Origin of the sequence: Ensifer sp. 4252 (assembly GCF_050434565.1) — a bacterium.
In the GTDB taxonomy this organism is placed as follows: domain Bacteria; phylum Pseudomonadota; class Alphaproteobacteria; order Rhizobiales; family Rhizobiaceae; genus Ensifer.
In genome coordinates, this window is sequence record NZ_JBNDIU010000011.1 from 161,739 (window position 1) to 181,694 (window position 19,956).

21 protein-coding genes are annotated in these 19,956 nt (G+C 61.3%); 2 read left to right on the plus strand and 19 right to left on the minus strand.

From position 1 onward, the window contains the following. Positions 1 to 14 precede the first annotated feature (14 nt). The 14 genes from ABIE33_RS20770 to ABIE33_RS20835 all read right to left on the minus strand — a co-directional run bounded on the left by ABIE33_RS20770 (position 15) and on the right by ABIE33_RS20835 (position 13,493). Entirely contained in the window at positions 15 to 1,328 is a 1,314-nt protein-coding gene (locus ABIE33_RS20770; RefSeq protein WP_429128841.1) for a TRAP transporter large permease, read from the minus strand. After that, a complete protein-coding gene (locus tag ABIE33_RS20775; protein ID WP_429128844.1) occupies positions 1,325 to 1,837 on the minus strand; it encodes a TRAP transporter small permease in 513 nt (170 codons plus the stop codon). The genes ABIE33_RS20770 and ABIE33_RS20775 overlap by 4 nt, the downstream gene beginning before the upstream one ends. A gap of 162 nt (positions 1,838 to 1,999) precedes the next feature. Beyond that, positions 2,000 to 2,977: a C4-dicarboxylate TRAP transporter substrate-binding protein gene (locus tag ABIE33_RS20780; RefSeq protein WP_429128847.1), complete on the minus strand. Its 978-nt coding sequence runs from the start codon at positions 2,975 to 2,977 to the stop codon at positions 2,000 to 2,002. A 237-nt stretch (positions 2,978 to 3,214) separates the two neighbouring features. Further along, entirely contained in the window at positions 3,215 to 4,492 is a 1,278-nt protein-coding gene (locus ABIE33_RS20785) for an L-fuconate dehydratase (protein ID WP_429128850.1), read from the minus strand. 21 nt (positions 4,493 to 4,513) lie between these two features. Beyond that, positions 4,514 to 5,359, minus strand: a complete 846-nt coding sequence (locus tag ABIE33_RS20790) for a fumarylacetoacetate hydrolase family protein (RefSeq protein WP_429128853.1) — start codon at positions 5,357 to 5,359, stop codon at positions 4,514 to 4,516. 25 nt (positions 5,360 to 5,384) lie between these two features. Next, a complete protein-coding gene (locus tag ABIE33_RS20795) occupies positions 5,385 to 6,119 on the minus strand; it encodes an SDR family oxidoreductase (protein WP_429128855.1) in 735 nt (244 codons plus the stop codon). Positions 6,120 to 6,129: 10 nt separating this feature from the next. Next, complete coding sequence (locus tag ABIE33_RS20800) at positions 6,130 to 6,576, minus strand: MaoC/PaaZ C-terminal domain-containing protein (RefSeq protein ID WP_053252782.1); 447 nt, start codon at positions 6,574 to 6,576, stop codon at positions 6,130 to 6,132. A 2-nt stretch (positions 6,577 to 6,578) separates the two neighbouring features. Beyond that, complete coding sequence (locus ABIE33_RS20805; protein WP_429128858.1) at positions 6,579 to 7,658, minus strand: Gfo/Idh/MocA family protein; 1,080 nt, start codon at positions 7,656 to 7,658, stop codon at positions 6,579 to 6,581. Next, positions 7,651 to 8,001, minus strand: a complete 351-nt coding sequence (locus ABIE33_RS20810) for an L-rhamnose mutarotase (protein WP_429128861.1) — start codon at positions 7,999 to 8,001, stop codon at positions 7,651 to 7,653. Before ABIE33_RS20810 ends, ABIE33_RS20805 begins: the two co-directional genes overlap by 8 nt. A gap of 11 nt (positions 8,002 to 8,012) precedes the next feature. After that, positions 8,013 to 9,125: a mandelate racemase/muconate lactonizing enzyme family protein gene (locus ABIE33_RS20815; RefSeq protein WP_429128864.1), complete on the minus strand. Its 1,113-nt coding sequence runs from the start codon at positions 9,123 to 9,125 to the stop codon at positions 8,013 to 8,015. Position 9,126: 1 nt separating this feature from the next. Continuing rightward, complete coding sequence (locus ABIE33_RS20820) at positions 9,127 to 10,224, minus strand: ABC transporter ATP-binding protein (RefSeq protein ID WP_429128866.1); 1,098 nt, start codon at positions 10,222 to 10,224, stop codon at positions 9,127 to 9,129. A 5-nt stretch (positions 10,225 to 10,229) separates the two neighbouring features. Continuing rightward, positions 10,230 to 11,096, minus strand: a complete 867-nt coding sequence (locus ABIE33_RS20825; RefSeq protein WP_025428739.1) for a carbohydrate ABC transporter permease — start codon at positions 11,094 to 11,096, stop codon at positions 10,230 to 10,232. Next, the gene (locus ABIE33_RS20830; RefSeq protein ID WP_112806807.1) at positions 11,096 to 11,992 is read right to left on the minus strand and encodes a carbohydrate ABC transporter permease; all 897 of its coding nucleotides are present in this window, start codon (positions 11,990 to 11,992) and stop codon (positions 11,096 to 11,098) included. Before ABIE33_RS20830 ends, ABIE33_RS20825 begins: the two co-directional genes overlap by 1 nt. A gap of 181 nt (positions 11,993 to 12,173) precedes the next feature. Further along, complete coding sequence (locus tag ABIE33_RS20835) at positions 12,174 to 13,493, minus strand: sugar ABC transporter substrate-binding protein (RefSeq protein WP_429128870.1); 1,320 nt, start codon at positions 13,491 to 13,493, stop codon at positions 12,174 to 12,176. Between the two features lie 167 nt (positions 13,494 to 13,660). On the opposite strand from ABIE33_RS20835, the gene ABIE33_RS20840 reads away from it, so the two are divergent. Both ABIE33_RS20840 and ABIE33_RS20845 read left to right on the plus strand, forming a co-directional pair. Further along, the gene (locus ABIE33_RS20840) at positions 13,661 to 14,449 is read left to right on the plus strand and encodes an IclR family transcriptional regulator (protein WP_429128873.1); all 789 of its coding nucleotides are present in this window, start codon (positions 13,661 to 13,663) and stop codon (positions 14,447 to 14,449) included. 118 nt (positions 14,450 to 14,567) lie between these two features. Further along, complete coding sequence (locus tag ABIE33_RS20845) at positions 14,568 to 15,404, plus strand: amidohydrolase family protein (protein WP_429128876.1); 837 nt, start codon at positions 14,568 to 14,570, stop codon at positions 15,402 to 15,404. A 117-nt stretch (positions 15,405 to 15,521) separates the two neighbouring features. On the opposite strand, the gene ABIE33_RS20850 is transcribed toward ABIE33_RS20845, so the two are convergent. The 5 genes from ABIE33_RS20850 to ABIE33_RS20870 all read right to left on the minus strand — a co-directional run bounded on the left by ABIE33_RS20850 (position 15,522) and on the right by ABIE33_RS20870 (position 19,795). Further along, on the minus strand, positions 15,522 to 16,658 hold the full coding sequence (locus tag ABIE33_RS20850) for an extracellular solute-binding protein (RefSeq protein ID WP_429128879.1): 1,137 nt from the start codon (positions 16,656 to 16,658) through the stop codon (positions 15,522 to 15,524). After that, positions 16,655 to 17,815, minus strand: a complete 1,161-nt coding sequence (locus tag ABIE33_RS20855; RefSeq protein WP_429128882.1) for a CaiB/BaiF CoA transferase family protein — start codon at positions 17,813 to 17,815, stop codon at positions 16,655 to 16,657. Before ABIE33_RS20855 ends, ABIE33_RS20850 begins: the two co-directional genes overlap by 4 nt. A gap of 8 nt (positions 17,816 to 17,823) precedes the next feature. Next, positions 17,824 to 18,375 carry a MaoC family dehydratase gene (locus ABIE33_RS20860; protein WP_025428732.1) on the minus strand — a complete coding sequence of 184 codons (552 nt, stop codon included), beginning with the start codon at positions 18,373 to 18,375 and terminating at the stop codon, positions 17,824 to 17,826. A gap of 306 nt (positions 18,376 to 18,681) precedes the next feature. Then, positions 18,682 to 19,233 carry an MgtC/SapB family protein gene (locus ABIE33_RS20865; RefSeq protein ID WP_429128885.1) on the minus strand — a complete coding sequence of 184 codons (552 nt, stop codon included), beginning with the start codon at positions 19,231 to 19,233 and terminating at the stop codon, positions 18,682 to 18,684. Positions 19,234 to 19,348: 115 nt separating this feature from the next. Then, on the minus strand, positions 19,349 to 19,795 hold the full coding sequence (locus ABIE33_RS20870) for a pseudoazurin (RefSeq protein ID WP_429128887.1): 447 nt from the start codon (positions 19,793 to 19,795) through the stop codon (positions 19,349 to 19,351). Between the last annotated feature and the right edge of the window lie 161 nt (positions 19,796 to 19,956).

Here is a 19,956-nt window from a genome sequence, read left to right on the forward strand (position 1 = left end):
CGGCCGGCAACCGCTTATTGAACTGCCGTCGTCCCGTAGACGAGGTTCGGCAGCCAGAGCGAAAGCTGCGGGAACATGCTGAGCATCGCGAGCAGCACCATCATCATCGCAAGATAGGGCAGCACTTCACGCGCATAGGCCATCATCGGAACCTTCAGCACCATAGACGAGATGTACATCAGGCCGCCGACCGGTGGCGTGATGCCGGCAATAGTCAGGTTGGTGATGAAGACGACCCCGAAATGCACACGATCGATACCGACGCCGTCGATGATCGGGATCAGCATCGGCGTCAGGATGATCAGCGCGGCCGATCCCTCGATCGCCGTGCCGATGATGATCAGAAGCACGTTGATCAGCAGCAGCATCAAGAGCGGATTGTCGGTCGCGCCACCGAGCCAGCCGGACATAGCCTGCGGCACCTGTTCCCAGGCCAGATAGAAGCCGAAGGCGGCGGCTGCGCAGATCATGATCATGACGACGGCCGAATCGCGCACCGATTCGGCGAGCACCTCGGGGATCTGTCGGATGGTGAATTCGCGGTAGCCGAATATGGCAACGAACAGCACGTAAACGACCACGACCGCGCCTGCCTCGGTGGTGGTGAACAGGCCATAGCGGGTGCCGACGAAGATGACGACCGGGATCGAGAGCGCCCAGAGTCCGTCGACAAGCGCCTTCATGGCTTCGGCACGGCTTGCCCGCTCCTTGCGCAGCGGCTTGTAACCGCGCTTCTTGGCAATGAAGTAGGTTGTGATCATCAGGCCGCCGGCAAGCACGAGGCCAGGTACGACGCCGGCGGCAAACAGCCGGCCGATCGAGGTTTCGGCGAGAAAGCCGTAAACAATAAGACCGATCGACGGAGGGATCAGGCTGGTGATGATCGCGGCCGACGAGGTGATGACAGCGGCGAAGGCACGGCTGTATCCCCTCTCCGACATCTCGACGCCGAGGGTTTTGGCAAGCATCGCCGCATCGGCGTTGGCGGACGCCGTCAAGCCGCCAAGCAGTGTGCCGAGGACCGTGCACATCTGGGCAAGCGCCCCGGTCATGTGACCGACGAGCACGTCGGCGAGGTTGAGCAGCCGGCGGGTGATGCCCGAGGCGTTCATGATGCAGCCGGCGAGCACGAACAGCGGCAGCGCCAGTAGCGATACCGACTGGCTGCCTTCGGCCATTTCCTGGGCGAAGTTGGCGAGCGGGATCATGTCCATGTTGATGAGGAAGAACGCAAGCGCGCCGATGGCCATCGCCCAGGTAATGGGGGTGGACAACAGGAAGAGCACGACCACGAGCAGCGATGGGCCGGCAAGGTGAAAGAAGGTCATATCAGCGATTCCACATTGCGATGCACCCGGGCGGTCCATGGTCTTTCGACGATGAGGTGCTGGATGAACATGCCGGCGGAGGCCAGGGCGAGCGGGCCATAGGAGAGGCTGCGCGAGAGGTCGAGCGCGATGGTGTGGACCTGGCGCGACGTCCAGGCCTGCCAGGCAAACAGCACCGTCATCACCAGGAAAAAGACGGCGAGCAGCAGGTAATTGAACCAGGCAATCGCCTTTTGCCAGCTCGCGGGCAAGGCCGTAACCAGCACGTCGATCGCCGCGTGCGTCCCCAGCCGAACACCGGCAACAGCGCCGAAAAAGACGAGATAGGCGAAGGCCATGATCGCCAGTTCGTAGGTCCATGCGGCCGGCTGCGGGAAGATATAGCGACTGACGACGCCCCAAAGGATCGAAAAGACGATGACGATGAGCGCGACAACGCCGATCGCCTCGTCGGCGCGGCGAAAACTGAGAAGAGGAATGGTCTCTTCCGGCAGGCTTGAGGTTTCCATAGCGGCCCCGGTCATTTGAAGAGAGAGATATGGGTGGCGCGCCGCGCCACCCATTTTCGGCCAGGCTGTGCCGGTCTCACATTCAGTGTGAGCTAACCCACCAAAATGGCGTCAACCGTCGAGCCGACACCGGATTGGCAACAGTGGGCGGACTTATCAGCCTTACTCGGCCATCGCCTTCTGGACGCGATCGTAGATGCCGGGAGTGATATTCGGCACCTTGTCATAGGCAACGCGCGACGCCTCGACGAAGGCCGGGACATCGACGTCGGTGACGATCTCGACACCGGAAGCAGCGAGCTGCTTGGCATAGGCATCGTCGGTTTCGAGCGTCATCTCAGTCAATTCCTTGGCGATCGTCTGCCCCTCCTCCAGAAGGATCTTCTGCAGATCTTCCGGCAGGCTGTTGAAGAACTGGCTGGATGCGACCCAGGCGGTGAACATGATCTGGTGGCCAGTCTTGGACACGACCTTGCGGGTCTCGTTCAGCTTCGCGCCGGCGATCGAGCCGAAGGGTCCTTCGGCGGCATCGACGACGCCGGTCTGCAGGGCGTTATAGACATCGCCCCAGGGCAGTTCCGTCGGACGTGCGCCGTAGCTGCCGAAGGTCGCCATCATGATCGGCGAGGACGGCACCCGGATGGTCACGCCGGCAAGATCAGCGGGGCTGCGAACCGGCTTATTGGAGATGATGTGGCGATAGCCGAAGAGGCCATTGGGCATGATGATCTTGATGCCCTGTGCCTCGAGCTTGCCCGACAGTTCCTTGTAGAGGTCCGATGCGAACAGTCGATCGGTGGCCTCAAGGCTCGGATAGACGTAGGGCCCCGCCAGGATCGACATGTCGGGCACGAACTGGCCGAGCTGGCCATAGTCGGTGGCGCTGAGCAGGCTCGCGCCGCTCATCACCATCTCGTTGACCTTCTTCTGCGCACCGAGCTGGTCGCCGGTCATCACGGTGATGGCGATGCGACCGTCGGAGCGCTTCCCGACCCGCTCGGAGAAGGTCTTCATCGCCTTGACGATCGGTTCGTTGGGATTCACCTGCGAGGTGGAGAAACGCAGGCTGTATTCCTGCGCATAAGCGCTACCGCAATAGGACAGAGCGGCCATGGCGGCCGCGAGCATCAGCTTTTTCATTAGATCCTCCTCTCCGGACTCCCCTCCGGAATTCATTCATAAGCGAATGAATAAGTTATTTACGAATGAGTCGCGAGCGTCAAGCGGAATGTCTGGAGACCGACGCTACTATTGGACTGGAAGGCGCGGCTGCACATAAAAAGAGAAAAGCCGCCGCAGAGATACTGCGGCGGCTTAGAGAGACAGCATGAATGTGAGAATTATATATGAATACTCATTCGCATCTGGTCCGGGCGATCAGCCCTGAAACGTGTAATCCTCAATGGATTGCGGCTTCATCTCGATCGAGAAGCCAGGACGCTGCGGCGGCATGTAGGCGGCGTTGCGGATGTCGCAAGGCTCAAGGAAGTGCTCGTGCAAGTGGTCGACATATTCGATCACCCGGCCATCCTTGGTCCCCGACACGGCGATGTAGTCGATCATCGACAGATGCTGGACATATTCGCAGAGCCCTACCCCGCCGGCATGCGGCCAGACCGGAAGCTCATACTTCGCTGCCACCAGCAGGACAGCGAGCACCTCGTTCAGGCCACCCATACGGCAGGAATCGATCTGTACGACGTCGATAGCGCCTTCGGCGATGAACTGCTTGAACATGATCCGGTTCTGGCACATCTCGCCGGTGGCGACTTTCACCGGGCCGATTGCCTCGCGGATCTTGCGATGGCCGGCGACATCGTCGGGGCTTGTCGGCTCCTCGATGAAGAACGGCTTGGCAAAGGCCAGCTGCTTGACCCAGTCGATCGCCTCACCGACCTCCCACACCTGGTTGGCATCGATCATTAGGTAGCGGTCCGGGCCGATCACTTCGCGGGCGATGGTCAGTCGCCGGATGTCGTCGGCGAGATCGCGTCCGACCTTCATCTTGACGTGGTTGAAGCCCTGATCGATCGCCTCCTGCGCCAGCCGGCGCAGTTTGTCGTCGTCATAGCCGAGCCAACCGGCAGACGTCGTATAGCAGGCGTAGCCTTCGCTCTTCAGCGTCGCGATCCGTTCCGCCTTCCCAGCTTCGGCCCTCTTGAGGATGGCTACCGCCTCGTCACGGGTCAGCACATCCGTCATATAGCGATAGTCGACGATATCGGCGATCTCTTCCGGCGACATGTCGGCGACGAGTTGCCAGACGGGCTTGCCGGCTTCTTTCGCGAGCAGGTCCCAGATCGCGTTGACGATGGCGCCCGTGGCGAGGTGGATTGCCCCCTTCTCCGGGCCGATCCAGCGCAGTTGGCTGTCGCTGGTCAGGTGCCGCCAGAACCGGCCGGGATTGGCGAGAACCTCCGCCGTATCCTTGCCGACGACGAGATGCTGCATGGCTTTGATCGCCATGCAGCAGATGTCGTTGCCCCGCCCGATCGTGAACGTCAGGCCATGGCCCGCCAATCCGGGACTATCGGTGTCGAGGATGACATAGGCCGCGGAATAGTCAGGATCCGGGTTCATAGCATCGGAACCGTCGAGGCTCTGCGATGTCGGAAAGCGCAGATCGAAGACGCGCAGATCGGTGATGCGGGTCATGTTTGCTCCAATGAGAATAGATCAGTCGTCCGCGCGCACGGACTGTTTCTGGGTACCGAGACCTTCGATGCCGAGTTCGACAACGTCGCCGGCCTTGAGGTAGCGCGGCGGCTTCATGCCCATGCCGACGCCTGGGGGCGTACCGGTCGAGATGATGTCGCCCGGCTGCAGCGACATGAACTGCGACAGATAGGAAACGAGATAGGTAACGCCATAGACCATGGTCTTGGACGAACCGTTCTGCATCGTTTCGCCGTTAACCTTGAGCCACATCGGCAGGTTCTGCGGATCGGGGATCTCGTCCTTCGTCACCAGCCAGGGGCCGGTCGGGCCGAAGGTGTCGCAGGACTTGCCCTTGGTCCACTGTCCCTGGCGCTCGATCTGGAATGCGCGCTCCGACACGTCGTGGATCGTGCAATAGCCGGCGACATAGTCGAGGGCTTCGGCTTCGCTGACATACTTCGCCTTGCGGCCGATGACGATGCCGAGTTCGACTTCCCAGTCGGTCTTCTCGGAGCCGCGCGGAATGACGAGGTCATCGTTCGGCCCGACGATGGCCGACGTCGCCTTCATGAAGATGATCGGCTCAGGGGGAACGGTCGCACCGGTTTCAGCGGCATGGTCGGAATAGTTGAGGCCAATGCAGACGAATTTTCCGGTCCCAGCGACGCAGGGGCCGAGGCGCGGGCTGCCGGCAACGGCTGGAAGGCCGGAAAGATCGAGCTTGGCCAGCTCCGCCAACTTGGCGGGATCCAGCGCTGCGCCGGAGAAATCGGCAACGTGGCCGGAAAGATCGCGAAGCGTGCCGCTGGCGTCGATGATGCCAGGCTTTTCCTGTCCCGGCTCGCCATAACGAAGAAGTTTCATGGTGTCATATCCCTGATTTGAGTGCTCAGATGGTCCAGCCACCATCGATGGCATAGGCCTGCCCGGAGGTATAGGTCGCGCCGGCGAGATAGAGGGCGAGATCGGCGATCTCTTCCGGTGTGCCGATCCGTCCCATGGGCTGGCGGGCGATGAAGGCGGCTCTCGCCGTCTCGTAGTCACCCTGCGCCCGCATGCGGTCCTGCAGCGACGGGCTTTCGACCGTGCCGGGGCAGATGGCGTTGCAGCGGATGCCGTCGGCGACATAATCGGCGGCAACGGATTTGGTCAGGCCGATCACGGCCGCCTTGGTCACGCCATAGGCAAAGCGGTTCGGCACGCCCTTGATGCTCGATGCGACAGAAGCCATGTTGATGATCGAGCCGTCCTTGCGTGAAAGCATGCCCGGCAATACGGCACGAATGGTGCGGATCATCGCCTTGACGTTGAGGTCGAAGGCGAATTCAAGATCAGCATCCTTCATGTCGAGGATCGAGCCGGCATGCACGAAACCGGCGCAATTGAAGAGCACATCGACCTGACCGATCTTGGCAACAAGCGCCTCGACGGCGGCGCCGTCGCGAACGTCGAGCCGGTGGGTTTCGACATCGGCCTCGGCAGCCAGCGCGGCGAGCGCATCGACGTTGATATCGGTGGCATGCACCTTTGCGCCGGCCTTGGCAAAGGCAAGTGCGGTGGCGCGGCCGATGCCCTGGGCTGCGGCGGTGATAAGGACGACCTTACCCGAAAGACCCGTTGTCATTTTTGACCCCTCATGCTTTGCGTTCGACGACCAGGATATGGTCGGCGGCGAGGACGACCTCGCCACGCTGGTTGATAACTTCGCACCGTTCGACGACACGTCCCGCCTTCGGCCGCTTCGGGTCGTCTTCCTTGGCGGAGATCGTTACGCGGGTGCGGATGGTGTCGCCGATATGAACCGGACGCACGAACCGTAACCGATCATAGCCATAAGAAAAGGCGACCGGATTGATCAGCGACGCGGTCAGGCCGACGCCGATGGAAAAGATCATGGTGCCATGGGCAATCCGCTGTCCGCCGGGCAAGGTCTTGGCGAATTCGGCGTCCATGTGGTGGGGGAAGAAGTCGCCCGTGTGTCCGGCATGGACGACGAAGTCGGTCTCGGTGATCGTGCGACCCGTCGTCAGCCTGACATGGCCGAGTTCATAGTCTTCGAAATGGATTGTCTGTTCTGCCATCGTCACCGTCCGGGAAGTGGCGCGATCGCGGTTGCGGGCCGCGCGCTCGATTGGTAGGCCGCCTCGACCAGTGCCATTGTCTGCCAAGCGTCGTCGACAGCGCCGACCAGCTGCTCGTCCTCGCCACTGACGAAGCGCTGCAGATTGGCCATGCGGTTGGCGAAGGCGTCCGGGAACCAGGCACCCCTAAGCGGCACCTCCACCCATTCCGTGCCACCGGCGGGACGGATCCAGAGTTCGTCCGGCTCGCCGCGCGGATAGTCGAGATTGACGCCGAGCTTGACGTAGGCGGCACCCTCGGTTCCCGAGATGCGGAACTCGCAGGCCTGGAACTTGCGGCCGAAATCATGGTCGTGATTGACCGAAAGCACGCAGCGCACGCTGTCGCCGTAGTCGAGGATTGCGGCCGTGCGGGTCTGCGCCACCTGATGGTTCGGATGGCCGATCGTCTTGGCATGCACACCTTCGGGATTGCCAAGCAGCCCGCGGATCAGGTCGAGATAATGGATCGAGTGCATGGCAATCTCGATCCGCGGCAACCCTTTCAGGAACGGCCAGAGCCCCCAGGGTGTTGCGAGCGCAATCCAGGCATCGAAATCGACGACCTGGCCGAGATGGCCCTTGCCAATCGCGTCACGCAGCGCCAGCATCATCGGGGCAAAGCGCAGCTGGAAATTGACTGCCGCCTTCAGTTGCCGGTGACGGCAGATGTTGAGGATCTCTGTCGCGGCTGCGAGGTCTCCGCCCATCGGCTTCTGGATCAGGGCGCCAGATCCGGCCGGTAGCTTCGACAGGATTGCGGCATGCGCGGTCGGTGGTGTCGCCAGATCGAAGATCGCATCAGGGCTTGCGAGCGCCTCGGTTTCGGTCGCAAACGCTCGGATGCCCCACTCGGCAGCAAGCGACGCTGCCTTCTCGACATCAGGATCAAAGATGCCGGCGACAGGAAAGCCTGCCTTGCGATAGGCCGGAAGATGCGCGTCGCCGACGATGCTGCCGGCGCCGAAGATGACGATCGGTCGTGGCTTCTCGGGTGCCGGCCAGGATTGCTGCAGGGATGTGGGATCGAACTGGTCAGTCAAGATGCAAAGCCTCTCCATCGTGGTGGAAGACTTCCTCCATCATCGCCCACCACTCTCCGTCCTTGCGCGTCTCGAGCGGCTTCTGGCACGGCATGCATACCGACCACCATTCCTGGTTCTTCGGGTGTGCGGCCATCTTCGCCATATCGGCTGCGAAATCCCCGCCGACATATTCCCAGTAGCCAAAGAGCAGGTTTTCCGGCTCCTTCAGGAAGATCGAATAATTGGTGACGTTGCATTCAGAGATCAGCGCGAGGATCTCCGGCCAAACGGCGGCGTGCAACGCCTTGTACTCGGCGATCTTTTCCGGTTGCAGACCGATCACCATTCCCATCCGTTGCATAACGACCTCCCCTACTTCGCAAATTCCCGGGTGAACTCAGCGATCGAGCGCGCCTTCACGGCATCCCAATCCCAGGCAATGCCGATGCCGGCTTCGGTGGGCGCGATGGCGCGACCGTCGCGGATCTCCATGCCCTTCTCCGTCAGCTCATCAATCTGCGGAATGTACTCGACATATTTGCCGTTGGGCACAGCGCAGACGAGGCTGACATGCAGTTCCATCAGGAAGTGCGGGCAGACTGGAATATCGAAAGCCTCGGCGGCATGTGCGACCTTGAGCCAAGGCGTGATGCCGCCGATGCGGGCGACATCCACCTGGACGATCGAGCAGGCGCCCTTCTGCATGTACTCGCGGAAATGGCGGATCGAATACATGGATTCGCCGACAGCGATCGGCGTCGGGGTCGATCGCGTCAGGCGGATATGGCCATCGAGGTCGTCGGCCGGAAGCGGTTCCTCGATCCAGGCGAGGTCCAGTTCCTTAAGGCGTGCGGCGCGGCGGATAGCCTCGTCGACCGTGAAACCCTGATTGCAATCGGTCATGATTTCGAAGCCGTCGCCGAGCGCCTTGCGCATCGCCGAGAGGCGATCATAGTCCTCGGAGCCGTGCGGCTTGCCGATCTTGACCTTGGAGCCGGAAAAGCCCTTGGCCTTGGCCTGCAGCGCATCTTCGACCAGGGCTTCCTTTTCGATATGCAGCCAGCCGCCTTCGGTGGTGTAGAGCGGGCAATTGTCCTTGGCACCGCCGGCAAGCTTCCAGAGCGGCAGGTTGTGCTTTTTGGCACGCAGATCCCAGAGCGCCACATCGACAGCGGCCAACGCCAGCGCCGTGATCGGGCCGATCGTTGTCGCATGGGTAGCAAATTCCATCTTGTGCCAGATGGCCTCGATGCAATCCGCGTCCTCGCCGATCAGGATCGGAACGAGATGGTCGGAAAGAAGCCGCATGACGGAGGATCCGCCCGTGCCGATGGTGTAGCTGTAGCCAGTGCCTGTCGCGCCGTCGGAATCGGTGATGGTGACAATCGGCGTTTCCTGGCTGACGAAGCTCTGGATCGCGTCGGTCCGCTTCACCTTCGGCTGCAGATCGACCATGCGCAGTTCAATTTTCTCGATCCTTGCCATGTCAGCCTTCCAGAGCCTTTCCGGTGTCGATGTCGAAGAGATGGGCGCGGGAGAGATCGAAGCTCATGCGCACGCTTTCACCCGAGCGCAGCGGGCGCGGATTGAGCATGCGCGAAACCCAGTCGCGACCGTTGAATTGAATGAAGACCAGCGTCTCGTTGCCGAGCGGCTCGGTGATGGTGACGGGCAGATCAATCTCGTGCACGGCGGCGGCATCACCGGCGTGAAGGCCGTGGCCGGAGGGGTAGATATCATCCGGACGCAGGCCGAATGTGATTTTCTGGCCGGCGCGGATCACGCCGATAAACCGCGGCGGGATCGGCAGCCGGACGCCGGTCGCAAAGACCAGTTGACCATTGTCGACCACAGCCTCGTCCATGTTCATCGGCGGCGAGCCGATGAAGCCGGCAACGAACTTCGTCGCTGGCTTCTGGAACACCTCTTCCGGCGTTCCGACCTGCTCGATATGACCGTCGCGCATGATGACGATACGATCGGACAGCGTCATCGCCTCGACCTGGTCATGCGTCACATAGATCATCGTCGCCTTCATGCGGGCATGCAGCTTCTTGATCTCGGTGCGCACCTGGGTGCGCAGCTTGGCGTCAAGGTTCGAAAGCGGCTCATCGAACAGGAAGACGTCGGGCTGGCGCACGATCGCGCGCCCCATCGCCACGCGCTGGCGTTGACCGCCGGACAGCTGCGACGGGCGACGTTCAAGCAGATGGCCGAGATCGAGGATGGTTGCAGCCTCCTCGACGCGCGCCTTGATGTCGTCAGCGGAGCGGCCGGCGATCTTCAGCGAGAAACCCATGTTCTCGGCGACCGTCATATGCGGATAGAGCGCATAGGACTGAAAGACCATCGAGATGTTGCGGGCGCGTGGTGGCAGGTCGTTGACCTTGCGGCCGCCGATTTCGATGGCACCGCCGCTGACCTCTTCGAGGCCGGCGATCATACGCAGCGTCGTGGATTTGCCACAACCGGACGGGCCGACCAGCGCGATGAACTCGCGATCCTTCACCTCGAGATCGATGCCGTGAACGACTTCGAGCGCACCATAGCGTTTGACCAATTTCCTGAGGGTGACAGGAGCCATGAATGTTATCCTTTCACCGCGCCGAAGGTGAGGCCCGAAACGAGGTGCTTTTGAATGATGAAGGTGAGCGTGAGCGCCGGGACGATCATGACCACGGCGAGCGCGCACATGCCGCGCCAGTCGATCGTGAACTCGGCGGTGTAGTCGAGCAGGCCGACAGGCAGGGTTTTCGAGTTCACCGAGCGGGTGATCTGCGAGGCCAGTGCATATTCGTTCCAGGACGTGAGGAACGCGAAGATGCCGGCGGACGCAATGCCGGGCCCTGCAAGCGGGAACTCCACCTGCCAGAAGGCCTGCCAGGGTGTGCAGCCGTCAATCTGCGCTGCTTCGGCCAGATCCTTCGGCACCTGGCGGAAGAAGCCGTCGATCAGCCAGATGGTGAAGGGCACGTTCAGCGCGACATAGGTCAGGATCAGCGAGAAATGCGTGTCGATGATGCCGGTGCGGGCATAGATCATGAACAGCGGCAGCGACAGCGCAATGCCGGGAACGGCCCGCGTCAGCATGAAGCCGAGGAAGATAGCCGACTTCGCCTTGAAGCGGTAGCGGGCAAAGGCGTAACCGCCGGCCATGCCAATTGCGAGCGCGATCACCGTCGACGTGACGGAGATGATCAGTGAGTTGCGGAAATAATCCCAGACGGGAACTCCGCCCTGGCCCGCGCCAGCGAACATGGCGCGGTAGGCATCAAGCGAGATGCTCTCCGGAATCCAGACCGGCGGCTTGGCCATGATCTCGACGGTCGGGCGCAGCGACGACAGCACGATCCAGAGGCCCGGCAGGCAGATCACCGCCATGGCGAGAAACAGCCCGATCAGATGCGCCGTCTTCAGGAGACGCCGGCGCAGGCGATGCGAAGAATTGATATCCATTACCACTCGGCTCCGATCTGCTGGCGCGCGGCGGCGAGCTTGCGGAAGAAATAGACGGTGAAGACGATCGACAGCAGGATGGCGACATAGGCCATGGCATTCGCCATCCCCATGCGGGCGTCGGCGTAGGCGGTGCGGCCGATCAGGGTCCACAGGAGTTCGGTGCGCTTGGCAGGGCCGCCATCGGTCATGATCTTCACGATGTCGTAGGCGCGGGCGACATCGAGCGAACGGATCGTCATGGCGATGAAGGCAAACGGCATGAGATAGGGCCAGGTGACGTAACGGAAGGTCTGCCAGGGGGTGCAGCCATCGACATGCGCCGCCTCGACCGGATCCTTCGGCATCGCCAGGAGACCCGCGAGAATGAGGATGGCGAAGACAGCGGTCGACGACCATACCTCGGCAATGATGATCGAGATCATCGCAAGGTTGCCGTCGATCAGCCAGGGGATCGCCCGGTCCGTCAGCCCGAGCGACTGCAGCGCGTTGTTCACGAAACCGATGTTGTCGTTGAACATGAACTTGAACTGGAAGCCGACGAGCACCGGTGAAAACATCATCGGGAACATCATGATCGTGCGGAGCAACCGCTGACCATGAGTGGCCTTGTTGACGAGGAGCGCGAGGCCGAGGCCGAGCAGCATCTCCGTATTCAGCGCAACGGTAAGAAGAAGGACGGTGCGGCCGAAGGCGACCCAGAAATCCCAGTTGCTCAACACCGTGATGTAATTGCGCAGGCCGACGAAGATCCAGAGCGTTTCAGGCTTGGTCAGCCGGAACGGCGTGAAGCTCGAGTAGAATGAAAAGAGGAGCGGCAGCACGATGACCGCTGCCAGCACGACAAAGGCCGGCAGCAGCAGAAGGACCGGTGCAGACAGTTTCTTGAGCTTCATCAGGCATTCCTGAGGGTGACTTCGCAGCGCCACGCATCAGATATGACACGAAAGAAGCGCTACAAGGCTTTAAATTCCCGACATAATTTTCCTTCGATCGAATTCGACCTGCAGGATTATGCCGTAAACGGCGAAGGCGGCGCCGACACCTTCGTATCGGCGCCGCCTTCCTTATCTGCGATCAGAGCTTTCCGGCGTCTTCCAGGATACCGGTCGCCTTTTCGGCGCCGCTATCGAGCGCTTCCTTGGACGTCTTGTCGCCGAGGATGGCGGCCTGAAGTTCCGGATAAACGGCGTTGGAGATCTCGATCCACTCGGCCGTCTGCGGAACCGGGAAGGCATGCTTTGCCGCTTCCTGGAAAGCCTGCAACACCTCGGTCTTGTAGGCGTCGCCTTCGGCGGCCTTGATGTTGTATTCCCAGACGGCTGTGCGTGTCGGCAGCGGACCAGGCGCCGATTCCAGCTTCTGGCTGTCCTCGTTGGTCAGCCACCAGACGAGCGAAGCGGCCGAGTCCTTGTTGGCGCAATCCTCGGTGACGGAGAAGCCGTGGTGTCCGGACCAGCCCGTGCGCTTGCCTGAGGAGCCAGCCGGCTGAACCTTGACGCCGACATTGCCGGCGACCTTCGACGACTTCGGATCGTTGAAGAAGCTCGCCCAGCCAGGCCAGTCGAGGTTGACGGCGATTGAGCCGGACGCAAAGCCCTGTCCGAGATCGTCCCAGAGGTAATTGGTCGTGCCCGGAGGAACGGCCTTGTCCTTGTAGAGCTTGACGAACCAGTCGAGCGCCTTGATGCCGGCCTCGGAGTTGAAGGCCGGACGGCCGTCCTTGTCGAGGTATTCGCCGCCTTCGGCGACCAGCATTTCGTAGAAGCGGCCATTGATGGCCTCTTCCTTGCCGGCAAACTGCGTGCCGTAGAAGTTCGGTGGTGCGGCGAAGAATTCGGCCTGGTCGCTGACCTGAGCCCAGGTATCCGGCGGCGTCAGATCGTAGCCGTATTTTTCCTTGAAGGCCGCCTTCTTGGCCTCGTCCTGGTAGAGGCTCTTTTGATAATAGAGCGCCGATACGTCGAACTGCGCGCGCGGAAGCATGACGAGCTTGCCGCCGAGCGTCGAGGCATCGATCACGGCAGGCACGAATTTCGCGACCTCTTCCGGCGGAAGCAGTGCCAGGAGATCGGTGTAGATGTCGGGATACTGCGGGGCGAAGGAAGAATGGTTGGAACCGACGCACCAGCTAATGCCGCCCGTGGCGATATCCGACTTGATCTCCTTGTCGAGTTCGAAGTGATTCTTTTTCGACAGAATGTTGACCTTGGCGCCCGTCGCCTTTTCCCATTCCGCGATCCGCTCATAGAGCTTTTCGTATTGCTGTCCGCCGATCAGCTTGGCGTCGATGGTGACGCCTTCGAACTTGCCGGGCAGTTCCGCGGCATTGGCCGCTCCCACTGCGCAGGCAAGCATGATGACTCCGGCCGAGACGCCGGAAAGCAGCCTGTTCATAACCTCTCCTCCACTGAATCGCACCCTCATCCCGGCACGCATTTCTCATTTGTGAGAAACTAATTCATATACAAACAATAATTTTATCGCCCGTCAAGGGTCAACTTTCTTTTGTCGGCAGCTTTGTCTGCGTATATGGATATCAATATTCACTAAGGAGGACGCCCATGGACACCGAAGAGTCCGATCGCTACCGCGCCCCCGCGCTGGACAAGGGACTTGATATTCTCGAACTGCTGGCGAGCGTAGATGGCGGCCTGACGCAGGCGGAGATATCGAAAAGGCTCAATCGCAGCCCGAACGAATTCTACCGGATGCTCGACCGACTGGTGCGGCGCGGCTATGTCACGCGTATTGATGGCGATCGCTATTCCCTGACGCTGAAACTTTTCGGCCTGGCCCAGCTTCACGCTCCGGTGCGGCGCCTCGCCTCCTATGCGACGCCGCTGATGCGCGATCTTGCGCAAAGGTCGAAGCAGGCAAACCAGTTGGCCGTGTTCGACCGGGGCTCGGCCGTGGTCATTGCCCAGCAGGAAGCGCCGGATTATTGGGGCATCTCGATCAGGGTCGGTTCACATATCAGCCTGTTCGATACCGGGTCCGGCCACATCCTGCTCGCCTTCCGCACGCCCGAGGAACGCGAAATGATGATCGCGGAACATGCACGCAGTAAGGACGAGATCTCGCTTGGTCCGGAATTCTATGCGCGCCTCGACCAGATCCGCGAGCGCGGCTACGAAATGATGGCAAGCGCCCAGACGGCCGGCGTCTACAATCTCTCAGCTCCCATTCTTGGTCCCGACGGCCGCGGCATCGCGGCACTGACCATTCCCTATATCGCCCTGGTCAATGCGCCGTCTGCGCCTGATATCACCGAGACGATCTCGCTCTTACGCATCGCGGCGACACAGCTTTCGGTGCTCGCGGGATCCGATGTGGCGCAATCGCCGGAATGAGCAGACGCGGGCTCCTACCATCGGCGTTTGACGTCCCTGGTCACCATGGGTGGCAAATTTCTTATTTGAATGATCTCTTTCCATGTGAGAGTGTGAAGCATACGAAGGAGGCCGCATCGTGATCGTCGATACCCATCTGCATCTCATCAACAAGTCCGCATTGCGCTATCCCTGGCTGGCGGGCGTTCCGGCGCTTGATCGGGATTTTCTCTACTCGACCTACGAGGCGGAGGCTCGGCGTGTCGGCATCGATATGGCGCTGCACATGGAAGTTGATGTCGATCCCAGCGAAATGGAGATGGAGACTTTAGAGGTTCGGCAGCTCTCGCAAAAGGCGGACAGCCTGCTCAAGGGGGCAATTGCCGCCTGCCGCCCCGAGGAAGACGGCTTTGCCGCCTATCTCGACCGGCAGCAGGCAGACCCGCTGGTCAAGGGCTTTCGCCGCGTCCTGCACGTGATGCCAGACGATCTGTCGGACGGCGCCCGCTTCCGCGAGAACATCAAGCGGCTTGCCGGTAGCCGTTTTACCTTCGATCTCTGCGTCCTGCCGCACCAGATCCCCAAGGCGATCGCCCTTGCCGATCTCGTGCCCAATCTGCAGTTCGTGCTCGACCATTGCGGCGTTCCCGATATCCGCAGTAGTGCCGAGCATCCCTGGCGCGACCATATGAGCGAGATCGCAAAGCGGCCGAATGTGGTTGCCAAGATATCCGGCGTCGTCGCCTATGCCGATGAAAGCTGGAATGTCGAGACGCTAAGACCTTACGTTGAGCATACGATCGCCGCCTTCGGCTGGGATCGCGTCGTCTGGGGTAGCGATTGGCCCGTCTGCACGCTCGGCGGCAATCTTTCCACCTGGGTTGCGACCACCCACGCGTTGCTCAATGGCTGCAGTTCGGACGAGCGGACAAAGCTGCTTTCGGCAAACGCACGTCGAATCTGGAATCTCGCGTAAGCAAGCAACGCGGCCCAATCGTGGGTGCCCACCTGCTCGACAAGGCCCGAAGCCGCTGGAGCGAACCTCTTGCTGAGCACCGGAGATGAGCCGATCGCTCATCTCCGGTGTCGGTCTTTACACCGTCGCGAAGCTTTCGGCGAAGAGCCGGTTGAGATCGTCGACGACCTGCCGCGCCTTCTCCTTGCACAAGAGCCCGCTATTGATGCGATCCGAGGCCGCTTGCTGGAATGGCATGTAGCCATCGTGTCGGGGGCGCACCCATGCGGTTTCAAGGGTTGGGCGGGTCGCGCGATAAAAGTCTGATGTTGCGGTGTTCACGGCATCGTCGTCCCAGGCATCGCCATGTCCCGGCTGTCCGCCGCCAAAGGCGTAGGCCTGGCGCTGCACCTCACCGCTTGCAACCCAATAGGCAAAGTCGGTCGCGGCCTCGATGGACGAGGAGAAGGCGGAGACGGCGATGCCTGTTCCGCCAAGCGCAGAACCGCTCGGGCCATGTTGGCCGGTCACCGGAATGTCGCCAAAGCGGATGAGCGACGGGCGGAAACCGCGGACCGAATAGCTGACATAGCCGTAGATCAACGGCGCGCAGACGGCTGTTGCGTCCGGGGCCGACATCGCCTCCAGCACCGCGATCGGATCCATCTCGAAGCAGGTGGGGTCGATGAGCGATGCAAGCTCGGAGAGCATCTCGAAGGCGGCCACGCCTCCGTCACGATCGACGAGGTCTGCGCGTCCATCCACGGTGCAGAGGTGGCCGAGATTGCCGCAAAGCGTGTAGAAGCTCATGAGCGAATGCGGCGGCCGCAGCGGCAAAAGGACCGCAGCCTTGCGCGCGAGGTCCAGCATCTCGGACCAGGTCGAAACACGATCGCCAAGATCCGGGCGCCAAGCCTGGACCTGCGTCGCCGCATCGATCGGAAACGCCCATTGACGCCCGTTCCAGGCGTAGCTCGGATAGGATTGCCCGACGGAGCCTGCTGCAAGCGCGGAACGCTCCGCCTCCCGGCCGGGAACATCGAGCGGCGCCAGGCACCCTTCATTGGTGATTTGCCCGACATGCGGGTGATCGATAACGATCAGGTCGTATGCCTTGGCGAGCTGCTCGACCGGATAGGTCTCGAAATCCTGCAGCGAGCGCTTCTCCCAGTGGATGTCGATCCCGCTCTTTTCCAGCCAGAGCTTCGAGCATTCCACCATCGGATCGTAGCCGCGGGGGTGGCTCCAGGTCATGCCCTTCAGAGTGACACTCATAGGCCGAACTCCTCTCGGATCGCGGCACTGTGTTCGCCGATCCTGGGGGCCGCTCGGTCGACTTGGGCGCGCCGACCGTTGACCCGAAGCGGCGAACGCGTGGTCAGGATCGACACGTCATCCTCGCGATTGACGGTCTGCAGCATGTCGAGGGTGCGGAAACCGTCGCTCTCCAGCAATTCGTTCCAGTTGAGCACGCGCGCGCACCAGATGTCGGCCGGCTCGAGCACGGCCAGCCAATGGTCCACCGTGTTTTCACCGATGCGCTCGGCAATCAGGGCCTTGATCTCGTCCCGAGCCGAAAACCAGGATGACGGGTCGTCGCAATAGGGTGCGAGTTGCGGCATGTTCAGGAGGTCGGAAAGTTTCGAGATCGGCGTCATGGCGATGGCGAGGTAACCGTCCTTGGCGGGATAGACCCCATAAGGCGCCGACAGATAGGCATGGGCGCTGCGGAAATCCGAGCGCTTCGGCAGTCGTCTGCCGTCGTTGAGATGGGTTGTCAGAACCTCGAACTGGAAGTCGACCAGCGCTTCGAGCAGGCTCGTTTCGATCAGGCTTCCCTTGCCGGAGATGCCGCGGCGGACGAGGCCGGCAAGAATGCCCTGTGCTGCTGCGGCGCCGGCCAGCATATCGCCAATGGCTAGGCCGAAGGGGACCGGCCCTTGCGCTTCGTCGCCGTTCAACCACATGACGCCGGAGCGCGCCTGCGCCAGAAGGTCCTGGCCCGGGCGTTTGACCCAGGGGCCCTCCTCGCCATAACCGCTGATCGAAGCGTAAACGATGCGCGGGTTGATCGCTCGAACGGCTTCGTAATCGAGGCCCAGCCGTTGAATGACGCCGGGTCGAAAGTTCTGGATCAGGACGTCGGCCTTGGCGAGCAGTGCCTTCAGCGCGGCTACGTCAGCTTCGTCCTTGAGATCGATTGCCAAACTCTCCTTGGCGCGATTGATCGCGTGGAAGATGGTGGAATCGCCACCGATCTCGGTGTCGCTGAGGTAGAGGCGGCGCGAAAGATCGCCGCCATCCGGGCGCTCGATCTTGATGACGCGCGCCCCCAGGTCCATCAGCCTCAGGGAGCAGTAGGGACCGGAGAGAAACTGGCTCATGTCGACGACGACAAGACCGGCCAATGGCAGTTCATTTTCCTCGTGCATCGCCGTTCTTATTTCTCTGTCTTGCCGACGAAGTCGGCCGGATTGTTGTACTTCACCGTCTGCAGATGCTCGCAATAGAGCACCAGCTCGCCCTCGTTCTTGAAAACCTGATAGCTGGCCCGGATCAGGCCAAGCTCCTTGTAGCGCGGTGTTTTGTCCATGTTGGTGCGGATCGTGTAGATCGTGTCGCCTAGGAAGACCGGCTTGATGAAGCGCAGCTTGTCGTAGCCGTAGGAGAAGGCGTTGACGCAGTTGGTGGCGACGAGGCCGAGACCGGCCGAAAAGACGAAGGCGCCAGCCACCAGGCGACGGCCGAAGATGCCTTCGCGCTCGGCGAACATCTGGTCCTGGACGTAAGGGTGGATGTCGACGACCAGCGTATTGAACAGGTGGCTGTCGCTTTCCGAGATCGTCCGGCGCAGCGACCGGATGCGCTGGCCGACCGGCCAATCCTCGTAGAACCAGTTTTCAGCGTTCCAGACCGGAAGGGCCGCATGATCCTCCGGCATGTCGGTGGGGCGCGTCGTCGAGACGCCGACAGTTGGCGAAAATTCATTCATGAGGGAAGCCTGCGCCGGCTCGCGGCAGCATTCGCAGTTGGGGATTGTCGGTGGGGCGGTTCAGGCCGCGATGGCGCGGAAGTTGGGTCATTATCTCCTCCATTGGTTTTCTTATGTAAAGATAATGTTCACATATGGAAGTGATTTGCAAGATCCAACGTGGCCCGGAGGCGCCGGGCGTTACCACCCGGCGCGCGACGGCCAGCGCGGCTGGCCAGGCTCCACAGCTTGTGTCGTAGATCGAAACGTTGCTCAGTCGGCGCATATGAGGACAGGCGACCCTGAGAAACAAAGGGGAGTTCGAGGCTAGCGCGCGCTGTCGCGGGTGTGGGCAGGTTTGTCGTCAGGACGCTCTGCAGTTCTTCGGTTAGGATCAGGCTGCGTCTCCTCCTTGACCTCGGTCTCGAGCCAGCCGACGACGGAGAGAACAAGAAAGGCAGACCCGACTGCGAAAGCCGCAATGATCCAGTGGCCAAAGCCGAGTGCGAGGCCAATGGCACCGGCCAGCCACAGACTGCTGCCGGTCGTCAGGCCCTGAACCTGTCCGCGCGCGAAGATGATGGTGCCGGCGGCCAAAAAGGCGACACCGGCTGTGACGGCTTCGACGACGCGCAAGGGATCGATGCGAACCCGTTCGTCGAGGAAGCCCTTCATGTAGACGCTTTCAAGCGAGATGATTGCAAAGGTGCAGGCAGCAAGGCACACGAGCATATGCGTTTTGAGACCGGCCGGCCGGGCTTTCGCCTCACGCTCGAAGCCGATGATCGCCCCCATCAGCAGGGAACCTAAAATGCGCGCGAAGATGACCTGATAAGGAATGTGGGACGGGGGAAACATGTCTGCTGCGATCTGATCCATGTGGAACCAACGCGAAGGCTTCGCATTGGTTCCACCTGATGGCGCCGCCTTCCGCCCGGTGAGCGGCGCCTTCGAGCGGCCTGTCCCTGCCCGCTCGTTTCAGTGTGCCGCGGCCTTAGTTGCCGAGCGCCGCGAAGGCGGCATCCAGCCGCTCCTGCGCCTTCTTCGGGTTCTTGGCACCCTTCGCCGCTTCGAGATTGGCAGGGCTATCGCCGACCTGGACCACGCCGACCATGCCCATGCCATAGTGCGGCGTGCATTTCACGCCGTAGACGCCGGGCGCGGTGAAGGTCACCTTGTAGTTTTCGTTGATCTTGCTCTTGAAGGCTTCCGCGCCGTCCGGGATCATGCCCTTGATCGTTTCGACATTATGGCCCTTGTCGGTCGGGATGAAGGTAACCGTGTCGCCGGCGGCAACCTTCAACGACGCCGGCTCAAAAACCATCGCGCCTTCCTTGCCCTTGTTGAGCATATGCACTTCGAAATCCGCGGCGGTTGCAGGCGCAGCGATAAGCATGGCAGCCACCGCGAGGCCCAATCCGCTCTTGATTGCTTTCAACATCGTCTTCTCCGTTTGACCGAGCAGCCCGTGCTTGGGTTGTTCGCAGCATTGATAGTCCGAAGACCGCATGCCGAATTTGATGCGCGTCAAATTGGGCGCGGATTCCTGGTGACGGTGAATTGACATTAAATAGGACTCCTATATATGTGACGCATGGTAAC

Coding starts and splice junctions, on each gene's coding strand:
- ABIE33_RS20770 (WP_429128841.1), bottom strand. CDS start 1,328: ATGACCTTCTTTCACCTTGCCGGCCCATCGCTGCTCGTGGTCGTGCTC.
- ABIE33_RS20775 (WP_429128844.1), bottom strand. CDS start 1,837: ATGGAAACCTCAAGCCTGCCGGAAGAGACCATTCCTCTTCTCAGTTTT.
- ABIE33_RS20780 (WP_429128847.1), bottom strand. CDS start 2,977: ATGAAAAAGCTGATGCTCGCGGCCGCCATGGCCGCTCTGTCCTATTGC.
- ABIE33_RS20785 (WP_429128850.1), bottom strand. CDS start 4,492: ATGACCCGCATCACCGATCTGCGCGTCTTCGATCTGCGCTTTCCGACA.
- ABIE33_RS20790 (WP_429128853.1), bottom strand. CDS start 5,359: ATGAAACTTCTTCGTTATGGCGAGCCGGGACAGGAAAAGCCTGGCATC.
- ABIE33_RS20795 (WP_429128855.1), bottom strand. CDS start 6,119: ATGACAACGGGTCTTTCGGGTAAGGTCGTCCTTATCACCGCCGCAGCC.
- ABIE33_RS20800 (WP_053252782.1), bottom strand. CDS start 6,576: ATGGCAGAACAGACAATCCATTTCGAAGACTATGAACTCGGCCATGTC.
- ABIE33_RS20810 (WP_429128861.1), bottom strand. CDS start 8,001: ATGCAACGGATGGGAATGGTGATCGGTCTGCAACCGGAAAAGATCGCC.
- ABIE33_RS20815 (WP_429128864.1), bottom strand. CDS start 9,125: ATGGCAAGGATCGAGAAAATTGAACTGCGCATGGTCGATCTGCAGCCG.
- ABIE33_RS20820 (WP_429128866.1), bottom strand. CDS start 10,224: ATGGCTCCTGTCACCCTCAGGAAATTGGTCAAACGCTATGGTGCGCTC.
- ABIE33_RS20825 (WP_025428739.1), bottom strand. CDS start 11,096: ATGGATATCAATTCTTCGCATCGCCTGCGCCGGCGTCTCCTGAAGACG.
- ABIE33_RS20830 (WP_112806807.1), bottom strand. CDS start 11,992: ATGAAGCTCAAGAAACTGTCTGCACCGGTCCTTCTGCTGCTGCCGGCC.
- ABIE33_RS20835 (WP_429128870.1), bottom strand. CDS start 13,493: ATGAACAGGCTGCTTTCCGGCGTCTCGGCCGGAGTCATCATGCTTGCC.
- ABIE33_RS20840 (WP_429128873.1), top strand. CDS start 13,661: ATGGACACCGAAGAGTCCGATCGCTACCGCGCCCCCGCGCTGGACAAG.
- ABIE33_RS20850 (WP_429128879.1), bottom strand. CDS start 16,658: ATGAGTGTCACTCTGAAGGGCATGACCTGGAGCCACCCCCGCGGCTAC.
- ABIE33_RS20855 (WP_429128882.1), bottom strand. CDS start 17,815: ATGCACGAGGAAAATGAACTGCCATTGGCCGGTCTTGTCGTCGTCGAC.
- ABIE33_RS20860 (WP_025428732.1), bottom strand. CDS start 18,375: ATGAATGAATTTTCGCCAACTGTCGGCGTCTCGACGACGCGCCCCACC.
- ABIE33_RS20865 (WP_429128885.1), bottom strand. CDS start 19,233: ATGGATCAGATCGCAGCAGACATGTTTCCCCCGTCCCACATTCCTTAT.
- ABIE33_RS20870 (WP_429128887.1), bottom strand. CDS start 19,795: ATGTTGAAAGCAATCAAGAGCGGATTGGGCCTCGCGGTGGCTGCCATG.